Origin of the sequence: Fundidesulfovibrio agrisoli, from assembly GCF_022808715.1 — a bacterium.
In the GTDB taxonomy this organism is placed as follows: domain Bacteria; phylum Desulfobacterota; class Desulfovibrionia; order Desulfovibrionales; family Desulfovibrionaceae; genus Fundidesulfovibrio; species Fundidesulfovibrio agrisoli.
Window position 1 is genome coordinate 41,297 of the sequence record NZ_JAKZKX010000003.1, and the last position, 20,147, is coordinate 61,443.

Here is a 20,147-nt window from a genome sequence, read left to right on the forward strand (position 1 = left end):
GGTTGATTCTAGCAGAAAACCCCGCGAATGTCGCCGGTGCATCCACGTGATTTGTTTCACCCCCCTTGCGTCCGGGGCCTCATGCCCGTATGCCACGGGCAACGCATTTCTCCTCCCAGGAGCCTCCCGTGCCTGCCATGAACTTCAATTTCCTCTGCCCCGGCCCCGCCGCGCCCGCCGGCCGCAGCGTGGGCATCATCGGCGCGGGGCCTTCGGGCCTTGCCGCCGCCGGACACCTCTCCTGCCTGGGCTACCAGGTGGAGGTCTACGACAAGCTGCCCAAGCCCGGCGGGCTGATGCTCTTCGGCATCCCAGGCCACCGCATCCCCCGCCAGCGCATCGCCGACGCCACCAGGCGCATGGAGCGCGAGCACGGGGTGGTGTTCCATCCGCAAACCAAGATCTGCTGCTCGGCCCCCATGTTCGAGGAGGAGGGCGACCACTTCTGCCGCGAGGTGCTGGGCCTCAAGGACCTGGTCATGCGCCACGACGCCAGCATCATCTGCACGGGCTCCTGGAAGTCCCGGCGCATGGGCATCGAGGGCGAGGGCCTGGCCGGGGTCTATTCGGGGCTGGAGTTCCTCTTCCCCATCCGGGCTGCGCGCTACGCCTCCGCCAAGGTCAAGACGCCCGAGGTCAAGGGCAAGGACGTGATCGTGGTGGGCGCGGGCCACTCCGCCGTGGACGCGGCCCACGGGGCCGTGGGCCTGGGCGCGGCCAGCGTGACCATGCTCTACCGGCGTACCGCGCGCGAGGCCCCCTGCGGCAGCTACGAAATCGAGCGCCTCAAGGAGATGGGCGTGGTCTGGCGCGAGCTGGCCACCCCGCTCAAGGTGCTGGGCTCCGAGTCGGCCGAGAGCCTGGAGGCGCGCATCGGCGGCGAGGTGGAGACATTGCCCGCGCAGGCCGTGATCGCGGCCATCGGCGAGATCGCCACGCCGCCCTTCGCCAAGGAGCTGGGGCTGGAGGAGGTCCGCAAGGGCGAGGTGCACTGGCTGCACATGACCGCCATCGAGAACGTGTTCGTTGCGGGCGACGCCCTCACCGGCCCCAGCAAGATCGGCAAAGCCATCTACTCCGGGCTCAAGGCCGCGCGCTCCCTGGCCAACTGGCTTGACCTCAAGGCCCAGAACCGCCTGGCCGAGTACGCCTACGACGACCTGGTGGCCAAGGACGAACGCTTCAGGAAATGACCGCCATGAAGACTTTACATATCGATTACTCAAAGTGCATCGGCTGCGAAACCTGCGAGTTCGTCTGCCGCTTCGTGCACTCCACGCCGCGCATCATGATGACGCGCACCACCGACGGGCTGATGATGCCCCTGTACTGCCGCCACTGCGAGGACCCCAACTGCGCCCGCGTGTGCAAGCAGGGGGCCATCACGCGCGACGCCCACGGGGCCATGGTGCTCGAACCGCTCAAGTGCCGGGGCTGCGTCAGCCGCGCCTGCATGCTGGCCTGCCCCTTCGCGGCCATGCTGGAGACGGACAAGGGCGTGATGCTCACCAAGTGCGACCTCTGCGCCGAGCGGCGCGGGCGCGGCATGGGCCCGGCCTGCGTGGACATGTGCCCCTGCGGGGCCATCTCCCACGCGGACGCTTCCGAGCTGGCCGCGCTGGACACCCCCGAGGCCCGGGCCGCCGAGGCCCTGGTGCTGGCCCACATCCGCCCGGGGAGCGGCCCGTCGGGGGCCAAAGGGAGCTGAGCATTCCGCCAGACGGCGGTTGACCTGCCCGGCGTTTGTGCGGCACACAACACATTCCCTATGATTCCGCGCATCCTGACCATCAACCCCGGCTCCACCAGCACGCGGGCCACGCTCTTCGAGGGCGAGGCCTGCCTGCGCGACGTGGAGATCGCCCACCCCCAGGCGGAGCTGGCCGCTTTCCCCGGCGTCATGGAGCAGCTCGGCTACCGGCTGGCGGCCCTCGCGGCGGGCCTGGGCGACGTGGGCCGGCTGGACGCCGTGGCCGGGCGGGGCGGGTTCCTGCGGCCCATCCCCGGCGGGGTCTACGCCGTGTCCCAGGCCATGCTGGACGAGCTGGCCCAGGCCCGGCGCGGCGAGCACGCCAGCAACCTGGGCGCCTTCCTGGCCGTGGAGTTCGCCCGGCGCGCGGGCTGCCCGGCCTTCGTGGTGGACCCGGTGGCCACCGACGAACTCGACGACGTCTCCCGCCTGACCGGCCTGCCGGAAATCTCCCGCTGCACCATCTTCCACGCCCTGGGCCAGCGCGGGGCCGCGCGCGAGGCCGCCGCCCGCCTGGGCCTCAAGTACGAGGCGGGCCGTTTCGTGGTGGCCCACCTGGGCGGGGGCATCTCCGTGGGCGCGCACCGCCTGGGGCGCGTGGTGGATGTGACCAACGCCATGGACGGGGAGGGCCCCTTCAGCCCGGAGCGTTCCGGCACGCTGCCCCTGCTGCCGCTGCTGGACCTGCTGGACAGCGGCGCGCATTCCATCTGCTCCCTGCGCCGGGCCCTGACCACCCGCGCGGGCCTCACGGCCCACCTTGGCGTGAGCGACCTGCGCAAGGTTGAGGACATGATCGAGGCAGGCGACGCCAAGGCCGCGAGCGTGTTCGAGGCCCTGGGCTACAACATCGCCAAGCACGCGGCCTCCATGCTTCCGGCCCTGCGCGGCCCGGCGGACGCCATCGTGTTCACCGGGGGCATGGCCCGCAGCAAGCGGCTCATGGAGTCGCTCAGGGAACTGCTGGGCGGCCTGGCCCGGGTGGAGGTGGTCACCGGCGTGGAGGAGATGTCCTCCATGTGCCGGGGCGCGCTGCTGGCCCTCAAGGGCGAGCTGCCCGTGCAGGCCTATCCGCCGGGAGCGGAGGACGCCGGGCTGTGATGTGGCCCCGGGGGCTCACGGCGGCCAGGCTGCTCGCTGCCTGCTGCCTCGCGCTGCTGTGCGCGATGTCGCCCGTTCATCCGGTTCATGCCGCCCCCAAGACCGAGAGCCAGCAGCCCGCGCCTGCCGCCGGAACGCCCACACAGGCGGCGCAGGCCGCCGGAAAGCCCGGACAGACGCCCCAAACCGCCGCAAAGCCTCCGCAGGCGGCGCAGGCCGCCGGAAAGCCCGCACAGACCCACGGAAACCCTGCGCAGACCAAGCAGGGCCAGGCTCCATCCAAACCCGCCTTCAACCCCAAGCCCATCCCGCTGGAGCAGCCGCTCCAGGAACCCGACGGAGAAGGCTGCGCCCCTGGTGGCGGCCAAAACCGGAAAGTGGCGCGCACGGCCAAGCCGGAAGCGCCGGACCAGCCCGCCTCGCCGCCCCCAGCCCAGCAGGCCCAGGGCGGGGCCGCGCCCAAACTGCCCGGCCCGCCCTATGAGCGCCCCCTGGGGCTGCGGGCCGCCGACGTGCTGCCCAAAAAGCTGCTCTCCGGCCCCCACCACCGGGTGGAGGAGGCCGTGGAGAACGACGGCTACATGAACATCTACACCGTGCGCTCCCGCTACGGGGACTACCGCGTCAGCTCCACGGCGTTGCTTGCCGTGCGGGTGGACGAGTTCGCTGCCATGGCCGCCATGGACAAGGTGCAGGGGGCCTCGGAGTTCGGGCGCGGCGTCTGGGACGGCGGGGTCAGCCTGGTGGAGGGCGTGAAGAACCTGGTGCTGCACCCCGTGGACAGCGTGGAGAACGCGGCCTCGGGCGTGGGCACGCTCTTCAACCGCGCCGGGGACAGCATGTCCTCCTCCGACGCGGCCAGCAAATACGAGGACTCCACCGGGGCCAAGCTCACGGGCTACGCTTCCACCCGGCGCGAATACGCCAAGGAGTTCGGGGTTGACCCCTATTCCACCAACAAGCGCATGCAGGAGAAGCTCGATTCCGTGACCAAGGCGGGCTACGCCGGGGGGCTGACCTCCATGGGGCTCAAGGCGCTCATCCCCGGCGGCATCGGCATCGCGGTCTCCTCCGTTAGCGGCGTGCACTGGCTGGGCGCCGTGGACCTGACCCAACCCCCGCTGGAGCTGCGCGTGCGCAACCGCCGCAAGCTGGCCGAGATGGGCGTGGAGGAATCCGCCATCGGGGCCTTCATGGACAACGCCGAGTTCACGCCCACGCAGCAGAGCCTGCTGGTCAAGGCCCTGGGGGACCTGGGCCGCAAGAACGGGCTCACGGCCTACGTGCGGCTGGCCGCGCGCACCCATAACCAGGACCAGGCCCTCTTCCGCCAGCGCATGGCCCAGATGTACGCGGGCTACAACCGCGCCGTGGGTCAGGTGGAGGGCTTCCTCCCCCTGGGGGACCTGGTGGCCGCCAGGAACGCCAAAGGCGCGCTGGTGCTGTGCTACCCGCTGGACCACCTCTGCTGGACGGAGGATGTGGCCCGCCTGTCGGCCCGGGCGGCCAAGGCCTCCCAGGAGAGGGGCGGCTGTCCGGTGGAGCTGTGGGTCACCGGGACGGTGAGCCGCACGGTGCGCGGGAATCTGGAAAAGGCCGGCTGGGCCGTGAAGGAGAAGGCCGGGAAGCAGTTGCTGGGGGAGGCGATGTAGGGGAGGGGCCTTCCATTTCAGATTCGGTTGCCCCTCCACAATGGTGTTGCTCCATTCCGGCAGGAGGGGTATTTTACGACCAAACCCGTCCCGGCCTCGAGCGCCGGAACAGCATCCGGGCAGGCCTTCCCGGGCCGGGCCATCGCCCGTCGTGCCAGGGCGAATCCTCAGGAACTCTACCCAGGAGGATCGCATGGTGACGTGGTTATCCATACCAGACGGCCGCCCGCCGTCATTCCCCCTCAGGCTGCGCGCTTTCCGCCGCGCCGTCCCGCTGTCCGCACGCATGCTGCGGTACGTGCTGGCTATGCTGGTGTTTGCCTGCATCCCCGACCCGGTCGCCGAGGCGGTGGACGACGACCTGCTGCTGTTGACCAGCGGGGCGCGCGCCGCGGGCGGCCCCGCCGTGGTGACCAGGACCGTCGGCCCCTCCGGCGGCGTGCTGCGGGCGGGCAGGGTGGTCGTGACCATCCCGCCCGGAGCCCTGGCTTCACCGGTGCCGGTGACGCTCAGGCGCGCCGCGCCGGGGGCGGACTTCGGCAACCAGTCCGCCCTCTGGTCCTATGCGCTGGAGATCCCGCTGCTGCAATCCGGGCAGGACATCGACGTGGCGCTGTTCGGCCTGGGCGCGCCCGACCGGCAGGCCGCCGTGGCCCTGGGGGACTCCTCCACCATGGGCGGGCAGGCTGACACCGCGCCCGCCAGGGTGGTCTGGGGCAGCGTGACGTCCGGCGTGCTGCGCTTCAAGCTGTCGGCGCACGACCTCACCCAGGGAGTCCTGCCCACGGCCAGCGGCGAGGGCCACGCCTCCAGGTGGTGGACCCTGGCCGGGTACGCCCGCAAGAGCAGCCAGCACTTCACGGTGGAATACCCTACGGCCGTGCTCTCGGTAAGCGCCGACTCCCCGGACCGCATCCTGGCCGCCGCCGAGGACGCCTACCAGAAGCTTGCCAACCTGAATTTCGATCTGGCGGGCTCGCTCGCCTGGCCCGTGCCCATCTCCGTGGGCTACGCCACGCTCGACGAACCCTGCCCGGCGGGCCTGCCCCTTGCGGGCAAGGGCAAGGGCTACCTGGTGCTGAACGCGGGCCTCTGCGCCGCCGCCTCCTCCGACGCCATGCGCGCCGCCGTGGGGCACGGGCTGTTCCACGCAGTGCAGGCCGCCTACGACCCGCGCTCCACCCTGGCCCAGCGCCACGCCGCCAGCGACCCGCACTTCGCCATGCTCAGGGAGGCAAGCTCCACCTGGTTCGAGCGCGCGATACTCGGCGGAAGCTACGTCTCCCCGTATTTCCTCGCCAACATGGGCCTGAAGGGCATGGGCCTGGAGACCTGGCAGGGCATGCCCCAGGCTCAGGCCCAGGCCCGCAACCTGGGTTACTGGGCCTCGGGTTTCGTTCGCAGCCTGGTGGATCAGCTGCAAGGCCAGCTCGTCCTCGGGGTCTGGCAGAACGTGCGCAACCAGACCAGCCCGACCCCGGGCTACTCCGACCTGCGCGCGCTCGTCGAGGCCGCCGGGCCGGGCGGCGTCGCGGCGCTGAACTGGGCGGACTACATGGGCAGGCTCTTCAGCGGCAACACGGGCTACGCTGGCTGGCCGGTGCCCGCAAGCGACGCGTTCTGGCTCAGCTCCGGCGCGCCGCTGGGCCGCCTGAGCGCCAGTCTGGCCCCGTTCTCTGCCCAGAAGTGGACGGTCATCATCGACTCGGTTCCCACCGGCGCGCAGTACATGTTCAGCCCCATCTCCGAAACGCCGGACCTGACCTACGTGATCTACAAGGGAACGAACCCCAACGGCCCGTTCAGCTACGTGGCCACGCTCAAGATGTTCAACCCACAGATGCTCGCGACCGCTCCCGGCGACATGTACGTGATCGCGGCCGTCAACGGGGAATCCAAGAGCCCCTACACCACTGTTTCCGGGGCGGACCTCCTGCTTGGCGACAAGGCCAAGTGCCGCTTCTGCCCGGAGGTGCCGGCCGACGCGCCCATGCTGATCTCGGAGGACGGGCTCTCCCGCTGGTGGGTGGACGAGTCGTACATGATTACGCTGGCCCAGGAGCACTATCAGGACACGCAGTGGACGAAACTGTGGTCGTTCTACTGCAGCTGGCCGAACGTGGCGGCGTTCAAGACCGGTGTGAGATTCCGCCTGGACGGCACCACGGTCTACGACATCCAGCACTACGATACGGAGGGCAAGGAGCACGGGATATGGAAGGAGTTCTACGAGGCCGGGAACATCCACTTCGTCCGCACCTACGCCCACGGCCTGATCCTGACCATGACCGAGTACGATCCGGATGGCGGGATCATCCATTACTGCACCTACGACGGGCAGGGGACGGCCACGTGCACGCCGTGACCTGTCACCGCCGTGCGCGGGGGCGCTACCTGCCCTCGGGGCGGGGCATCCGTCGCGGGGCTGCGGTTCCCTGCGTGCGTCCTCCAGGGAGCCCGGTCCCGCGCGGAGGGGCCGGATGAGGCGCATCCTGCTCGCGGCGTGCCTGGCCGCCTTGTTGGCGGGCCCGGCCTCGGCGGTGGAGAAGACCATCGCCGTCGCCGCCTTCGAGTATCCCCCGATCTACCAGAACGCGGCTGACAAAGGCCTGGCCTGCGAGCTGGTGATCGAGGCCTTCAAGGCCGTGGGCATTGACGTGGAGCTTCGCTTCTACCCTGTGAAGCGGATGGTGGAGAGCGTGAGCTCCGGGGAGGTCGTCTGCGGCATCGGCGGCAACATCCTGTTCGCCGCGCCGGAGGTGGCGGACAAGGTCAGCATATCCGAGCCGGTGCAGTTCGTCTCCCAGGTGTTCATGTACAGCTCGAAAGTCTATCCAGAGGGCATCGATTTCATCGACCTGGACGACATGAGCGATTACATGATCGGTGTGCTGAGCGGCAGCGGCATCATGAAGGTGCTGGAGCACAACAAGCTGTTGAGCCTGGTGCCAAACGTCACGCATGAGGGGTCCGCCCGGCAACTGCATGCCGGACGGGTGGACGTATGGGGCATAGTCGACCTCACGGGCCTCATGTACATGAAGAAGCTGTTCCCGGCTGACTACAAGAACTACAAACTCACGAAGTCCTTCAATCTCGGGGATGTCTCCGTGGTGTTCTCGAAATCGCGCGACAAGGATGAAGAATACGACGCCATGTTCAGGGCTGGGCTGGCCATCATCAAGAAAAACGGGACATACCTCAGGGTCATGGCCAAGTATTACGGCGGGGAGAGCGCCATCAACAAGGATGCGATGACGGAGGACATGCGCTGACGCCTGGCACGGGCAGGTCACGATGCGGGCGGCCCCCGGCCTCCGCCTCGACCGCCCGTGCAAAGCCCCGGATGTTTCAAGCCGCGCGCCCGCCTGGAGCGGAGTGCCCGCGAATGAAAAAGCCCCCGTCGTTGGACGGGGGCTTTTCGATTCAATGATGCGGGCGCTGTTTAGGCGGCGCGGTTGCCGTCGGCGTCATCGCGGCGGCGGTTGCCGTTCTGCCTGGGGGCGCGGTTGGCTTCGGCTTCCTCGCGGCGGGCGTAGCCCTGGCCGTATTCCTGGCCCATGCTGCTGCCGTAGAAGGAGGGCTTGCGCTCTCCGCCCTGGCGGCGGTTGTCGCCCTGGCCGGACTCCTGGCGGCGGTTGTTGCCGAAGGCGCCCTGGCCGCCCTGGCCCTGGGCGCGGCGGCGGTCGCCGTACTGGCCCTGGCCCTGGCGCTCCTGGCCCTGACGCTCCTGGCCCTGGCGCTTCTGGCCGGAGTGGTGGTTCGGGTGGTGCCCGGCGGCGGGCTGGCTGGCGGGCTGGCTCACCCCGTCGCCGGAGAAGGGCTGACGGCGGGTGTCCGCGGAGTAGCCTTCACGGGCGGGACGGCGCTGACCCTGGCCCTGGCCGCCCTCGGAGCGGCGGTTGTTGTTGCCGCCGCCGAAGCCGCCGCGTCCGCCGGGGCGCATGATGGGCCGGTCGAAGTCGCTGTGGCGCTCGGGGGCGGGCACGGCGTAGTCGAAGCCGTCCATCTTCTTGCGCTCGATGGTCTTGCCCAGCAGGCGCTCGATGGCCCGGACCATGGAGTTGTCCTCGTGGGTCACCAGGGAGTAGGCCTGACCCTCGCGCTCGGCGCGGCCGGTGCGGCCCACGCGGTGCGTGTAGGTCTCCGGGGTGTCGGGCAGGTCGAAGTTGACCACGTGGGCCACGCGGGAGACGTCGATGCCGCGCGCGGCGATGTCGGTGGCCACCAGCACGCGGTAGCGTCCGGTGCGGAACCCGTCCATGGCCTTCTGGCGCTGCGTCTGGGAGAGGTTGCCCTGCAGGCAGGCCGAGGTGTGGCTGGAGCGCTCCAGCTGTTCGGCCAGGCGCTTGGCGCGGTGCTTGGTGCGGGTGAACACCAGCACGGAGCCCTCGGGGTTCTGCTCCAGCAGGTTGAGCAGCAGCTTGGTCTTCAGGTGCTGGGGCACGGGGAAGAGGCACTGCTCCACGGTGGAGGCCGGAGCCGTGCGGCCGATGCGCACCAGGGCCGGGTTCTTCAGCGTCTCGTTTGCCAGGCCGCGGATGGAGTCGGGCATGGTGGCGGAGAACAGCAGGGTCTGGCGCTCCTTGGGCAGGGTGGAGAGGATGCGGCGGATGTCCGGCAGAAAGCCCATGTCGAACATGTGGTCGGCTTCGTCCAGAACCAGCGTCTCAACGCCGGAAAGATTCGCGTTGCCCTGGTTCAGGTGGTCCAGCAGGCGGCCGGGGCAGGCCACCAGGATGTCCGCGCCCTGGCGCAGGCGGTTGGCCTGGGGGCCGAGGCCCACGCCGCCGTACACGGTGACGGTGCGGATGCGCGCGCCCTTGGTGTAGTCGCGGGCGCTCTCGCTGATCTGCTCGGCCAGCTCGCGGGTGGGGGCGATCACCAGGGCCCGCACGGTGCCGCGCAGGGGCTTGGGATCCTTCATGAACTTGTCGATGATGGGCAGCAGGAAGGCCGCGGTCTTGCCGGTGCCGGTCTGGGCCAGGCCCATGACGTCGCGCCCCTCGAGCACGTGGGGCATGGCTTCGGCCTGTATGGGGGTCGGGGCTTCGTAGCCCAGGGATTTGATGTTGGCGGAAATGGTGGGATGAAAGCCGAAAGAATCGAATTGCAAAAAAAGAACCTCGTGTTCTGGTTGTGAGGCGATGAGCGAGCGTGACTTGGCGTGCTGCCGACCCGTCAGGGAAGCGTCATCGGGGGTAATGTCGGTGGTTTCGGCAGGAACAGTCTGGCGGGATGGGCGGGGCTGCAGCGGGCCCCCGCCACGCAGGCAGGCATGCCGTGGCGCTGTGCGCGCCGGGAACACCAATAAGCCTTTTGGCGGCGGTGTCAACAACGGTCTTGACCGGCCTGCGCCATTTCTGCAAGAACCTGGAGGTTTGCTGCACATGTGAAAACGTACAAAAACAAGGAGAGGTCCATGCCTGTCACAGTGGTCGACCACCCCCTGGTGAGGCACAAGCTGGGCATTCTGCGCCAGGACGGCATCAGCACCAACGTCTTCCGCGATCTCGCCGGAGAGGTGGCCAGGCTGCTCACCTACGAAGCCACCAAGGACCTCAAGACCGAAAAGAAAACCGTCAAGGGCTGGGCCGGCCCCGTCGAGGTGGAGCAGATCAAGGGCAAGAAGATCACCGTGGTGCCCATCCTGCGCGCGGGCCTGGGCATGATGGACGGCGTGCTGGACATGATCCCCGGGGCCAAGGTCAGCGTGGTGGGCATGTACCGCAACGAGGAGACCCTCTCCCCCGTGCGCTACTACGTGAAGCTCGCCAAGGAGATCCACAAGCGCACCGCCCTCATCCTGGACCCCATGCTGGCCACGGGCGGCACGCTCATCGCCACCATCGACCTCCTCAAGGAGGCGGGCTGCAAGAAGATAAAGGGCCTGTTCCTGGTGGCCGCCCCCGAGGGCCTGGCGCGCCTTGAGGCCGCCCACCCGGACGTGCACGTCTACGTGGCGGCCATCGACGAGCGCCTGAACGAAGTGGGCTACATCCTGCCCGGCCTGGGCGACGCTGGCGACAAAATCTTCGGCACGAAATAAGGGGGGAGCCATGGCTTTGGTTAACAACGGCGATTACCAGCTGCGCCTGCGGGACGTGCCCGTGGGGGCCCAGATGCTGTTCGTGGCCTTCGGCGCCCTCGTGCTGGTGCCGCTGCTCACCGGGCTGGACCCCAACGTGGCCCTGTTCACCGCGGGCCTGGGCACGCTCATCTACCAGGTGCTGACCAAGTTCCAGATTCCCATCTTCCTGGGCTCCTCCTTCGCCTTCATCGCCCCGGTGATGCTCTCGGTGCAGCGCCACGGCACGGCCGCCACCCTGGGCGGCCTGGCCTCGGTGGGCATCATGTACGTGCTGTTCGCGCTGCTCATCAAGGCCAAGGGCACCAGCTTCCTGCTGCGCATCCTGCCGCACGTGGTCACCGGCCCGGTCATCATGGTCATCGGCCTGATCCTGGCCCCGGTGGGCGTGTACATGGCCATGGGCAAGACCGGCGACGGGGCCAAGGTGCTCTACCCCGAGAACCAGGCCATGATCATCTCCATGATCTCGCTGGCCGTCACGGTGCTCGTGGCCATCAAGGGCCGCGGCATGCTCAAGCTGATCCCCATCGTCTGCGGCATCGTGGCGGGCTACGTGGTGAGCCTCGTCATGGGCATCGTGGACTTCGCCCCCGTGGCCGCCGCGCCCTGGTTCAAGATGCCCAACTTCGTGGCCCCGGAGTTCAACTTCGACGCCATCGTCATCATCCTGCCCGTGGCCATCGCGCCCATCATCGAGCACATCGGCTCCATCCTGGCCATCGGCTCGGTGACCGGCAAGAACTACATCGACAAGCCCGGCGTGCACCGCTCCCTCATGGGCGACGGCGTGGCCACCACCCTGGCGGGCTTCCTGGGCGGCCCCCCGCTGACCACCTACGCCGAGGTCACGGGCGCGGTGTCGCTCATCAAGATCTACAACCCCGCCCTGATGACCTGGGCCGCCATCACCGGCATCGCCCTGGCCTTCGTGGGCAAGCTTGGGGCGCTTCTGCAGACCATCCCCGCGCCGGTCATGGGCGGCATCATGCTGCTGCTCTTCGGCGCGATCATGGTGGTGGGCCTGAACTCCCTGGTGCAGGACGGGCAGGACCTCATGAAGCCCCGCAACATGGTCATCGTGGCGCTCATCGTGGTGCTCGGCATGGGCAAGATGAGCTTCAACTTCTGGGGCATCCACCTGGAGGGCATCGGCCTGGCCGGCGTGGCGGGCGTGGTGCTGAACCTCCTCTTGCCTCAAGACAGGGCGGAAGCATGAGCGCGGAGCATTCCGGCCCGGACCCGCGCGAGGCGGCCTGCAGGCTGCACATCAACAAGGTGCTCTACCTGCGCGCCCTGGAGGCCCGCAAGACCCGCCAGGACGACATCAAGGACCTGCTCGGGGCCACCCGGCCGGACCTCTCGCCCGAGGCGGCGGCCTGCGTGGCCGAGACCGTGCCCGCGCTCCTGCCCGAGCTGCACCGCAAGTGGATCGGCATGTTCGTGGAGACGCTCTTCGCCACTGCCGGCATGGAGCAGATCGTGGTGCTCTGCGACGGCTCGGAGGACAACAACGCCGCCCTGGCCCTGGCCTACGTGATGTTCCTGGAGTCGGAGCGCATGGAGAAGCAGATGGCCGCCGACCTGGAGCACGTGGAGAGCCTGGGCGGGGCGGGCGTGGCCGAGGTGGCCGCAACCCTCTGCGCCCGGCTGGACGGCCTGGAGGCCGAGGTGCTCAAGGAGCGCGAGGAGAAGGCCAGGCTCTACGCCGCCAACAAGGGCCGCACAGTGCATTAGGACGGTGGTCCGATTCTCCGGGCCCGTTCCCGGTCGCCGTGGCCCGCTCGGGCCCGGGGCTGATCAAGCTGCCGGGGCGGACGCCCCTCTGGCGCAGGCGCCAGCGCAAGATCACCCCCGCGCCGAGCGGGCCACGGCGACCGGGAACGGACCCCGGCCGGCCATCGCGGCGCGCAGGCCCTGCCCCCTTGACCGCGGCCGGGAGCTGCCTTAAGAATGACCAACCGGATTGAGCCCGGGACCGCAAGGTTCCGGGCCAGTCATTTTTTTATTCCGCGTCCCCAGGACGATTCGAGGTGCCGAACATGCAGAACATCCCCATTTCCGTCGAAGGCTACAGGCGTTTGGAAAAGGAACTGGACAACCTGAAGAAGGAACGTCCCGCCGTCATCGAGGCCATCAAGGAGGCCCGCGAGGAAGGCGACCTGAAGGAGAACGCCGGCTACGACGCCGCGCGCGAGCGCCAGGGCATGCTGGAAGCCCGCATCCGCTACCTGGAGGGCCGCCTGGGCACCTGCCGCGTCATCGACCTGGCCACCCTGGACGGCGAAAAGGCCATCTTCGGGGCCACCGTTGAAATCGAGGACGTCAACACCGGCGAGAGCAAGACCTACACCCTGCTTGGCCCGGACGAGTCCGAGCCCTCCAAGGGCAGCATCTCCATCCTTTCCCCCGTGGCCCAGGCCATGATCGGCAAGGAGGAGGGCGACGAGTTCATCGTGGACGCCCCGCGCGGCAAGATCCAGTACGAAATCGTCTCCATCCGCTTCCTGGGCCCCCAGGCCCAGTCCTGATCGCGGCGAGCGAACGCACGAGACCCCGGCCCCGGCCGGGGTCTTTTTGTTTGCGACACCCAGGACGCAAGGGGCGGGGCGGGTCCGTCACCCCCTTGCCACAAAGCCCCGCATCCTATAGGTGGTGCGGGTTTGCCCGCGAAGCCGGGCGGTGTCTCTGGCAAGGCACGCAATCTCAACTGGAGGCTGACATGAAACGCATCTGGATTCTGGCTCTGGCGCTTCTTCTGATCGGTTTCACCGGAATGGCGCAGGCGGCCGACGGCTCCTGGGACGCCGTGAAAAAGGCCGGCAAGCTCGTCATCGGCCTGGACGACTCCTTCCCCCCCATGGGCTTCAAGCAGGATGACGGCAAGCTGGTGGGCTTCGACATCGACGCCGCCGAAGAGCTGGGCAAGCGCCTGGGCATCAAGATCGAGTGGCAGCCCACCGCCTGGGACGGCGTGATCCTCTCGCTCGACTCCAAGAAGTTCGACTGCATCTGGAACGGCATGACCATCACCCCTGAGCGCGCCGAGAAGGTGCTGTTCACCAAGCCCTACATCATGGACGGCCAGATCGCCGTGGTGAAGGCCGACAGCAAGGTGAAGGGCTTCGCCGAGCTGGGCGGCAAGGTCATCGGCGTGCAGAAGGGCTCCTCCGCGGTCGAGGCAGTGAAGAAGCTGCCCAAGGCCCCCTCCGAGGTGAAGGAATACGACGCCAACCCCAAGGCCTTCCTCGATCTGGACGCCGGCCGCCTGGCCGCCGTGGTGATCGACAACGTTTCCGGCCGCTACTTCGTCTCCACCAACCCCGGCAAGTACAAGGTCGTGCCCGGCTTCATCACCAAGGAGCCCTTCGGCATCGCCTTCCGCAAGGCCGACAAGGACCTGGAGGCCCAGGTGCAGAAGACCCTGGACCAGATGGTCGCCGACGGCACCATGGCCAAGATCAGCAAGAAGTGGTTCGGCGAGGACATCGCCAACCCCAAGAAGTGGTAACGCTTCGGCTTCCTTGACGATTGCGGGGGCCCGGCGCGCCGGGCCCCCTTTGACGCGCAACAGGCCTCCCGCGCATCCGGGCGGCCCAAAATGAATCCCCGCAGGCACCGTGCAGTGAGAAACCCCGCCCTGAGCTCTTCCAACCCGTCACGCCCGGCCATGATCCTGGCCTTGCTCTGCGTGCTGTGCGCGGGCCTCCTCCACGGACCATTCCAGGCCCACGCGGCCGACGTGGACGAACTCATGCGCCAGGGCCGCGACGCCATGGCCGAAGGCCGCCTGGAGGACGCCGAGGCCGCCTACCTGGCCGTGCCCGCACCCGGCGCCGGCGACCAGGAGGACGAGGGCGAGTACGCCTCCGCGCGCATGCAGGTGGCGCGGCTGCGCCTGGCCCGGGAGGACTACGACGGCGCGGTGCAGGCCGCCCGCGACGTGCTGGCCCACTTCTCCGGCCATGCCGAGGCCAAGAACCTCATCGCCTCCATCGAGCGCGACCGCATGCCGACCTGGGAGCGCTTCCTCAAGGACTGCCAGCGCTTCCTGCCCTCGCTGCTCTCCGGCGCGGCCATGACGCTGCTGCTGGTGTTCTGCACCATCATCATTTCGCCCGTGGGCGGGCTCATCATCGCCCTGGGCCGCCTGAGCTCCTTCAGGGTGCTGCGCATGCCCTGCTGGTTCATCATCTGGCTCTTCCGGGGCACGCCGCTTCTGCTGCAGCTCTTTTTCATCTACTACGGCCTGCCGTCGCTGGGCATAACGCTGAAGCCCCTCACGGCGGCGCTCATCGGCCTGGGCGTGAACTACTCGGCCTACCTGGCGGAGATCATCCGCGCGGGCATCGAGTCCATCCCCGCAGGGCAGATGGAGGCGGCCAAGGCCCTGGGCATGACCTACGGCCAGGCCATGCGCCGGGTCATCATCCCGCAGACCTACAAGCGCCTGATACCGCCGGTGGCCAACGAGTTCACCGCGCTCATCAAGGACACGGCCCTGGTCTCCACCATCGCCATGGTGGAGCTGATGCGCGCGGCCGACCAGATGTTCAACACCTATTTCAACGTCACGGCCATCATCCTGGCGGGCGTGATCTACCTCTTCTTCACCACGGTGTTCACGTTCATTTTCGAGCGCATCGAGGAGCGGGTGGGAGTCTATGAAAAACGCTGACGCAACCCCGCTGATCGAGTGCCGCAACATCCGCAAGCACTTCGGCGAGCACGCCGCCCTGGACGACGTGAGCATCACCGTGGACCGGGGCGACAAGGTGGTCATCATCGGGCCTTCGGGCTCGGGCAAGTCCACGCTGCTGCGCTCCATGAACTTCCTAGAGACCATCGACTCCGGCGAGATCCTCTTCGAGGGCAAGCCCGCGGGCTACCGCACCGTGAACGGCAAGCTCGTGCTGGACAACCAGAAGAACCTCTGCGCCCTGCGGACCCAGATCGGCATGGTCTTCCAGCAGTTCAACCTTTTCGCGCACATGACGGTGCTGGGCAACGTGATGGAAGGGCCGGTGACCGTGCTCGGGCAGCAGAAGGCCGAGGCGCGCGACCTGGCCCTGGAGATGCTCGAGAAGGTGGGCATGGCCGACAAGGCCGAGCGCTACCCGGCCACGCTCTCGGGCGGGCAGAAGCAGCGCGTGGCCATCGCCCGGGCCCTGGCCATGCGGCCCAAGCTGATGCTCTTCGACGAGCCCACCTCCGCGCTGGACCCGGAGCTGGTGGGCGAGGTGTTCGAGGCCATCAAGAAGCTGGCCCTGGAAGGCATGACCATGATCATCGTCACGCACAACATGGGGTTTGCCCGCGAAGTGGCGGACAGCGTGGCCTTCATGGAGGACGGGCGCATCCTGCTCAAGGACCCGCCCGCCGAATTCTTCGGCAAGGACTGCGAGCAGCCGCGCATCAAGAGCTTCATCGACCGCATCATGTAGCGCCGGTTTTCGCCCTCCCGAGGGCTTGATCTTCCCAAATGAAAAAAGCCGACGGGCATTGCCCGTCGGCTTTTTGCGTTCTGAAGACTCGCGCCGTGGGCGCGAAGCGGGAGGGGAGTCCAGAGGGCCGAAGGCCCTTTGGCGGGAGAGCGCAGAGAGGGCGGAGCCCTTTCTGCCCGCCGGAGGCGTTCCCCCCGTACTACGCCCCCGCCTGCTCCTGCCCCTCGTCCTCGCCGTCCTTCCCTGCCCTGAAGCAGTGCCTGGCCCAGCGGGCGGCCTCCAGGTAATCCCTGGCGGCGCCGAAGCGGTTGACCTTCTGGCCTTCCAGGATGGCGGTGACGTCGCAGAACTGGTTCTGGTCCACGCAGGCGAGCAGGTCCAGCCAGGGGGCGAGCATGTTGCGCTCCCCGGTGAGGGCGGCCTTGATGCGCGGGTCCATGGGCATGGTGCCCACCAGCTCCTCCATGGGTTGGTCGAGCATGGCGTCCAGCAGGGAGAACAGGCCCAGCAGGAACATGGAGCGCGGCGGCAGCGGGGAGGACGCGGCCCTGGCCGCGATCTTCTCCAGGAAGGCCCCGCGCTGCAGCGAGAGGTAGCCCAGTTCCTCGCCCTTGGGGGTGGAGTCGAGGCTCGAGACCAGGGCCATCATGGCCCAGTGCTTGAACGAGGTGTCGCCCAGGATGGCCACGGCGTGCTCGATGGAGCTGACCGTGCGGCCCAGGCCCATGCCCGGCGAGTTGACGTAGCGCAGCAGGCGGTAGCTCAGGAAGGCGTCCTTGGCGATGGGCGCGGCCAGCTCGGCGAAGGTGGAGTCCTCCTTGAGCAGGGCGGAGATGAGCTCCATGCGCGTCAAGTTGTTCACCGAGAGCTTGCGGCCCTTCACGATCTCGGGGCGGCCGAAGAAGGTGCCCGCGAAATAGTCGAAGGCCAGGGCCTTGGACCCGGCGAAGGCCTCCCAGGTGTCGATTCCCGCCACCATGAGCTTGACCGGGAAAGGTTTGAGCTGCTTGCGCGCCTTGGCCAGTTGGAGGGGGCTCAGAAGCGTGAGGTCCAGAATGACCATGCTGGCGTAGCGCAGCAGATGCTCATGCTGGGCGCAGTCGCCTTCGAAGCGCAGGGCGATGGAGTAGCCGTAGTCCTGCAGGAACTCGAGGACCTCCGCGAGGTTGGCGCGCGTGCAGTGCTCGGGGCTGACCACCAGGTCGCAGAGGTCCATGGGCAGCAGGTGCACCTCGGGCGCGTCGAGCATGGGGTCGGGCACGTTGATGAGCAGGCGGTCGCACTCCTCGAGCAGGTTCTGCAGCTCGGAGGCCCCGTCGGTCACCAGCCAGGAGAAGGCCTGCACGTCGGAGTGGGCGGGGGTGCCCGGGTGCAGGCAGGAGCGCGCAACGACCTCGTGCGCGTAGATGGTCTTGTCTCTGTCGAAAACCGGGTGGCGGGAGAGAAAGCACGCTGCCGACTCGGACTGGTCCTGCTGGAGCATACGACAACCGGGCCTCGTCTAAACTGTTGATACAACGTATGGTTCTGAAAACACAGAAAAAAAGCGGCAGACGCCTCTTTAAGCTGTTTTGCTTCCGCTTGCAAGCTCGTCGGGAGTATGCGTCGTGTCCGTAACTATCGGCCGGTGTGGATTCCCGGCGTGCCCGAATGGCTCCGGGGGCGCTCGATCACTTGACCGCGCGGCGCAAAGCGGTACATTTCGCCGCATGCGCAACGTCTCTTTTTTGTTCCTCGCGCTTCTTGCCCTCCCGTTGCTGATCCCCGCACTGAGCGGCTCCGCCCACGCCACCGACCGCTGGGGCGTGACAGCGCCCCAGGCGCCCGTGGCCCCGGACGGCCAGGCCGTCCTGGGCGTGCGCGGCCTGCCGGAACCAAGGCTGCGGGGCTCCCGGTGCGAAGTGAAGGGCCCGGGCGGGCGCACGGCGCGCCAGCATACGTCCCCCGAGCGGGACGAGCTGCGCTACCCCGCGGACTTCGGGGCGCCAAGCCCCATGCCCCAGGGGTTGTACCGGGTGCGCTGGCGCGCCGGCCGGGACTGCCGCCAGGCCAACTTCCTGGTGCTGGATGCGGCCCACCCCATCAAGAACGCCGAGGAACTGCAACGGCAGGCCGGCCAGGCCGGGCGCTGCCGCTGAGGCCGCGCCGCATAACATACTTTTCAGGAGTGCACATGACCGACGCCGAACGCTACAAACGCATGTACCCCGTCAGCTGGGAGCAGCTCCAGCGGGACTGCCGGGCCCTCTCCTGGCGGCTGATGTCCCTGGGGCCGTGGAAGGGCATCTACGCCATCACCAAGGGCGGCCTGATCCCGGCGGCCATCATCGCCCGCGAGCTGGACATCCGGCTCATCGACACCATCTGCGTGGCCAGCTACGAGGGGCAGGTGCAGGGCGAAGGCGTGCGCGTGCTCAAGGGCGTGCAGGGCGACGGCGAGGGCTGGCTCCTGGTGGACGACCTGGTGGACACCGGCCGCACCGCCGTGGCCGTGCGCGAGATGCTGCCCAAGGCCCACTTCGCCACGGTGTACGCCAAGCCCGAAGGCCGCCCCCTGGTGGACACCTTCATCACCGAGGTCAGCCAGGACACCTGGATCCTCTTCCCGTGGGACTCCCAGCCCCAGTTCGTGCAGCCCATCGCCCAGTGCGCGGCCCCCATGGGTTGAAGCCTTGATGACTGCATGTCGGACGGCGCTTGACGTGAGGTCGCAATTGACTGATTCTTAAAGAACAAGACCCTGGGAACAAGCCGATAGTCCGTACGAGCCGCGCCTCCCCGGTCATCATGCCAGAGTAAATGGAGAGCGCATGAGCGACGTACATGACCCCGCCAATACGGACATGCCCGCCTTTGATTTCATGGTGGCCCGGCAACCCATCTTCAACCGCAAGCTCGAAACCTTCGGTTATGAGGTCCTCTTCAGAACCTGCGACGGCGACAACTGCGCCCTGATCTCCAATTACGACGAAGCCACCAACAGGATCATCGCCGACGGCTTCGCCCTGGCCGCCAAGGGCGTGAGGCAGGACCAGAAGCTCACCGTCAACGTGGGGCTGGAGAACATCATCTCGCGCGATGTGCTGGCCCTGCCGGCCGGCAAGGTCATCCTGGAGGTGCCCTGCACGGCCGAGGCCTCCCCCGAGTTCATCGCCGCCTGCAAGGGCCTCAAGGGCGCGGGCTACGTCTTCCTGCTGGACAACTTCACGCCCGAGGCCGCCGAGGGCAAGGCGGAGCTGCTGCGCCTGGCGAGCTTCATCAAGGTGCCGGTGGGCGAGAACCCTGGCCAGCAGATGGCGCGCGTCCGGGCGGGGCTGCAGGGCTGGAAGGGAAAGCTGGTGGCTTCGCGGCTGGAGACCTGGAAGGCCTTCGAGAGCTGCAAGTTCCAGGGTTTCGACTACTTCCAGGGCTTCTTCTTCGCCCGCCCGCAGGAGCTCACGGGCAAACGGCTCTCCACACACAAGCTCACCCGGCTCAGGTTGCTCAAGGAGCTGGCCGACGATTCGGCCGACATGGACGCCATCGTGCGCAACATCTCCACCGATGTGGCCCTGAGCGTGCGGCTGCTGCACTTCGTGAACTCGGCGGCCTTCGCCATGACCCACCGGGTGGACACCCTGCACCGCGCGGCCTCCCTGGTGGGGACCAACACCCTGCGAAAGTGGGCCCTGGCGGCCGTGCTCTCCGACATCGACCCCTCCGACCGGGGGCGCGAACTCTGCTACCGCACGCTGCACCTGGCCAACTTCCTGTCCCTGCTGGGCAAGCGCGCGCCCGGCGGCTACACCCCGGACAAGCTCTTCCTGCTCGGGCTCCTGAGCCACGTGGACGCCTTCCTGGGCGAATCCATGCGCGACATCGTGGACGACATGCCCCTCAGCGATGACCTCAAGCGGGCCCTGCTGCGCGATGAAAGCGAGCCCCTCTCCCGCTTTTCGGTCCTGGGCGACAGCGTGAGGCTGGACGCCTGGGACACGGCCAGGGCGCAGCTCTCCGGGCTGAACATCCCCCTGCCCGCCGCGGCGGACCTGTACATGCAGGCCGGGGAGGCTACCGGCCTGGTCTATCAGCAGATGGCGGGGACGAACTGAAAACCACCTGCGGGAACGCAG

At 68.1% G+C, this 20,147-nt stretch carries 18 protein-coding genes; 16 read left to right on the forward strand and 2 right to left on the reverse strand.

What is annotated here, in order from left to right:
• Positions 1 to 128 precede the first annotated feature (128 nt).
• The 6 genes from MLE27_RS02925 to MLE27_RS02950 all read left to right on the forward strand — a co-directional run bounded on the left by MLE27_RS02925 (position 129) and on the right by MLE27_RS02950 (position 7,778).
• Entirely contained in the window at positions 129 to 1,193 is a 1,065-nt protein-coding gene (locus MLE27_RS02925) for an FAD-dependent oxidoreductase (protein ID WP_243310390.1), read from the forward strand.
• Positions 1,190 to 1,708, forward strand: coding sequence for a 4Fe-4S dicluster domain-containing protein (locus tag MLE27_RS02930; RefSeq protein ID WP_243310391.1), 519 nt, complete (start codon positions 1,190 to 1,192; stop codon positions 1,706 to 1,708). The genes MLE27_RS02925 and MLE27_RS02930 overlap by 4 nt, the downstream gene beginning before the upstream one ends.
• Before the next feature lie 60 nt (positions 1,709 to 1,768).
• The gene (gene buk, locus MLE27_RS02935) at positions 1,769 to 2,851 is read left to right on the forward strand and encodes a butyrate kinase (RefSeq protein WP_243310392.1); all 1,083 of its coding nucleotides are present in this window, start codon (positions 1,769 to 1,771) and stop codon (positions 2,849 to 2,851) included.
• Positions 2,848 to 4,503 (forward strand): hypothetical protein, encoded by a 1,656-nt coding sequence (locus MLE27_RS02940; RefSeq protein WP_243310393.1) that lies wholly within the window; start codon positions 2,848 to 2,850, stop codon positions 4,501 to 4,503. The genes buk and MLE27_RS02940 overlap by 4 nt, the downstream gene beginning before the upstream one ends.
• A 286-nt stretch (positions 4,504 to 4,789) precedes the next feature.
• A complete protein-coding gene (locus tag MLE27_RS02945; RefSeq protein ID WP_243310394.1) occupies positions 4,790 to 6,868 on the forward strand; it encodes a toxin-antitoxin system YwqK family antitoxin in 2,079 nt (692 codons plus the stop codon).
• 115 nt (positions 6,869 to 6,983) lie between these two features.
• Positions 6,984 to 7,778, forward strand: a complete 795-nt coding sequence (locus tag MLE27_RS02950) for a substrate-binding periplasmic protein (RefSeq protein ID WP_243310395.1) — start codon at positions 6,984 to 6,986, stop codon at positions 7,776 to 7,778.
• 170 nt (positions 7,779 to 7,948) lie between these two features.
• Here the strand turns inward: MLE27_RS02950 and MLE27_RS02955 are convergent, their stop codons facing one another.
• On the reverse strand, positions 7,949 to 9,619 hold the full coding sequence (locus MLE27_RS02955) for a DEAD/DEAH box helicase (RefSeq protein WP_243310396.1): 1,671 nt from the start codon (positions 9,617 to 9,619) through the stop codon (positions 7,949 to 7,951).
• Positions 9,620 to 9,925: 306 nt separating this feature from the next.
• Between MLE27_RS02955 and upp the strand changes: the two genes are divergently transcribed.
• From upp to MLE27_RS02990, 7 genes are all read left to right on the forward strand, one after another.
• On the forward strand, positions 9,926 to 10,552 hold the full coding sequence (gene upp / locus MLE27_RS02960) for a uracil phosphoribosyltransferase (protein ID WP_243310397.1): 627 nt from the start codon (positions 9,926 to 9,928) through the stop codon (positions 10,550 to 10,552).
• A gap of 10 nt (positions 10,553 to 10,562) precedes the next feature.
• The gene (locus MLE27_RS02965) at positions 10,563 to 11,810 is read left to right on the forward strand and encodes a uracil-xanthine permease family protein (RefSeq protein WP_243310398.1); all 1,248 of its coding nucleotides are present in this window, start codon (positions 10,563 to 10,565) and stop codon (positions 11,808 to 11,810) included.
• Positions 11,807 to 12,328, forward strand: a complete 522-nt coding sequence (locus tag MLE27_RS02970; protein ID WP_243310399.1) for a hypothetical protein — start codon at positions 11,807 to 11,809, stop codon at positions 12,326 to 12,328. Before MLE27_RS02965 ends, MLE27_RS02970 begins: the two co-directional genes overlap by 4 nt.
• A gap of 305 nt (positions 12,329 to 12,633) precedes the next feature.
• Positions 12,634 to 13,122: a transcription elongation factor GreA gene (gene greA / locus MLE27_RS02975; RefSeq protein ID WP_243310400.1), complete on the forward strand. Its 489-nt coding sequence runs from the start codon at positions 12,634 to 12,636 to the stop codon at positions 13,120 to 13,122.
• A gap of 191 nt (positions 13,123 to 13,313) precedes the next feature.
• The gene (locus tag MLE27_RS02980; RefSeq protein WP_243310401.1) at positions 13,314 to 14,102 is read left to right on the forward strand and encodes an amino acid ABC transporter substrate-binding protein; all 789 of its coding nucleotides are present in this window, start codon (positions 13,314 to 13,316) and stop codon (positions 14,100 to 14,102) included.
• Between the two features lie 114 nt (positions 14,103 to 14,216).
• Complete coding sequence (locus MLE27_RS02985; RefSeq protein ID WP_243310402.1) at positions 14,217 to 15,269, forward strand: amino acid ABC transporter permease; 1,053 nt, start codon at positions 14,217 to 14,219, stop codon at positions 15,267 to 15,269.
• Complete coding sequence (locus tag MLE27_RS02990; protein WP_279355661.1) at positions 15,256 to 16,035, forward strand: amino acid ABC transporter ATP-binding protein; 780 nt, start codon at positions 15,256 to 15,258, stop codon at positions 16,033 to 16,035. Before MLE27_RS02985 ends, MLE27_RS02990 begins: the two co-directional genes overlap by 14 nt.
• 199 nt (positions 16,036 to 16,234) lie before the next feature.
• Here MLE27_RS02990 and MLE27_RS02995 read toward each other — a convergent pair whose 3' ends face one another.
• The gene (locus tag MLE27_RS02995) at positions 16,235 to 17,518 is read right to left on the reverse strand and encodes an EAL and HDOD domain-containing protein (RefSeq protein ID WP_243310403.1); all 1,284 of its coding nucleotides are present in this window, start codon (positions 17,516 to 17,518) and stop codon (positions 16,235 to 16,237) included.
• Between the two features lie 226 nt (positions 17,519 to 17,744).
• Between MLE27_RS02995 and MLE27_RS03000 the strand changes: the two genes are divergently transcribed.
• The 3 genes from MLE27_RS03000 to MLE27_RS03010 all read left to right on the forward strand — a co-directional run bounded on the left by MLE27_RS03000 (position 17,745) and on the right by MLE27_RS03010 (position 20,126).
• Positions 17,745 to 18,173 carry a hypothetical protein gene (locus MLE27_RS03000; RefSeq protein ID WP_243310404.1) on the forward strand — a complete coding sequence of 143 codons (429 nt, stop codon included), beginning with the start codon at positions 17,745 to 17,747 and terminating at the stop codon, positions 18,171 to 18,173.
• A gap of 35 nt (positions 18,174 to 18,208) precedes the next feature.
• Entirely contained in the window at positions 18,209 to 18,703 is a 495-nt protein-coding gene (gene gpt, locus MLE27_RS03005; RefSeq protein ID WP_243310405.1) for a xanthine phosphoribosyltransferase, read from the forward strand.
• A 142-nt stretch (positions 18,704 to 18,845) separates the two neighbouring features.
• Complete coding sequence (locus tag MLE27_RS03010) at positions 18,846 to 20,126, forward strand: EAL and HDOD domain-containing protein (RefSeq protein WP_243310406.1); 1,281 nt, start codon at positions 18,846 to 18,848, stop codon at positions 20,124 to 20,126.
• Positions 20,127 to 20,147 lie beyond the last annotated feature (21 nt).

What these genes read in the sequence shown, in the direction of transcription:
- MLE27_RS02930 (WP_243310391.1), top strand. Translation starts at nt 1,190, where the DNA reads ATGACCGCCATGAAGACTTTACATATCGATTACTCAAAGTGCATCGGC.
- buk (WP_243310392.1), top strand. Translation starts at nt 1,769, where the DNA reads ATGATTCCGCGCATCCTGACCATCAACCCCGGCTCCACCAGCACGCGG.
- MLE27_RS02945 (WP_243310394.1), top strand. Translation starts at nt 4,790, where the DNA reads ATGCTGCGGTACGTGCTGGCTATGCTGGTGTTTGCCTGCATCCCCGAC.
- MLE27_RS02950 (WP_243310395.1), top strand. Translation starts at nt 6,984, where the DNA reads ATGAGGCGCATCCTGCTCGCGGCGTGCCTGGCCGCCTTGTTGGCGGGC.
- upp (WP_243310397.1), top strand. Translation starts at nt 9,926, where the DNA reads ATGCCTGTCACAGTGGTCGACCACCCCCTGGTGAGGCACAAGCTGGGC.
- MLE27_RS02965 (WP_243310398.1), top strand. Translation starts at nt 10,563, where the DNA reads ATGGCTTTGGTTAACAACGGCGATTACCAGCTGCGCCTGCGGGACGTG.
- MLE27_RS02970 (WP_243310399.1), top strand. Translation starts at nt 11,807, where the DNA reads ATGAGCGCGGAGCATTCCGGCCCGGACCCGCGCGAGGCGGCCTGCAGG.
- greA (WP_243310400.1), top strand. Translation starts at nt 12,634, where the DNA reads ATGCAGAACATCCCCATTTCCGTCGAAGGCTACAGGCGTTTGGAAAAG.
- MLE27_RS02980 (WP_243310401.1), top strand. Translation starts at nt 13,314, where the DNA reads ATGAAACGCATCTGGATTCTGGCTCTGGCGCTTCTTCTGATCGGTTTC.
- MLE27_RS02990 (WP_279355661.1), top strand. Translation starts at nt 15,256, where the DNA reads ATGAAAAACGCTGACGCAACCCCGCTGATCGAGTGCCGCAACATCCGC.
- MLE27_RS02995 (WP_243310403.1), bottom strand. Translation starts at nt 17,518, where the DNA reads ATGCTCCAGCAGGACCAGTCCGAGTCGGCAGCGTGCTTTCTCTCCCGC.
- MLE27_RS03000 (WP_243310404.1), top strand. Translation starts at nt 17,745, where the DNA reads ATGCGCAACGTCTCTTTTTTGTTCCTCGCGCTTCTTGCCCTCCCGTTG.
- gpt (WP_243310405.1), top strand. Translation starts at nt 18,209, where the DNA reads ATGACCGACGCCGAACGCTACAAACGCATGTACCCCGTCAGCTGGGAG.
- MLE27_RS03010 (WP_243310406.1), top strand. Translation starts at nt 18,846, where the DNA reads ATGAGCGACGTACATGACCCCGCCAATACGGACATGCCCGCCTTTGAT.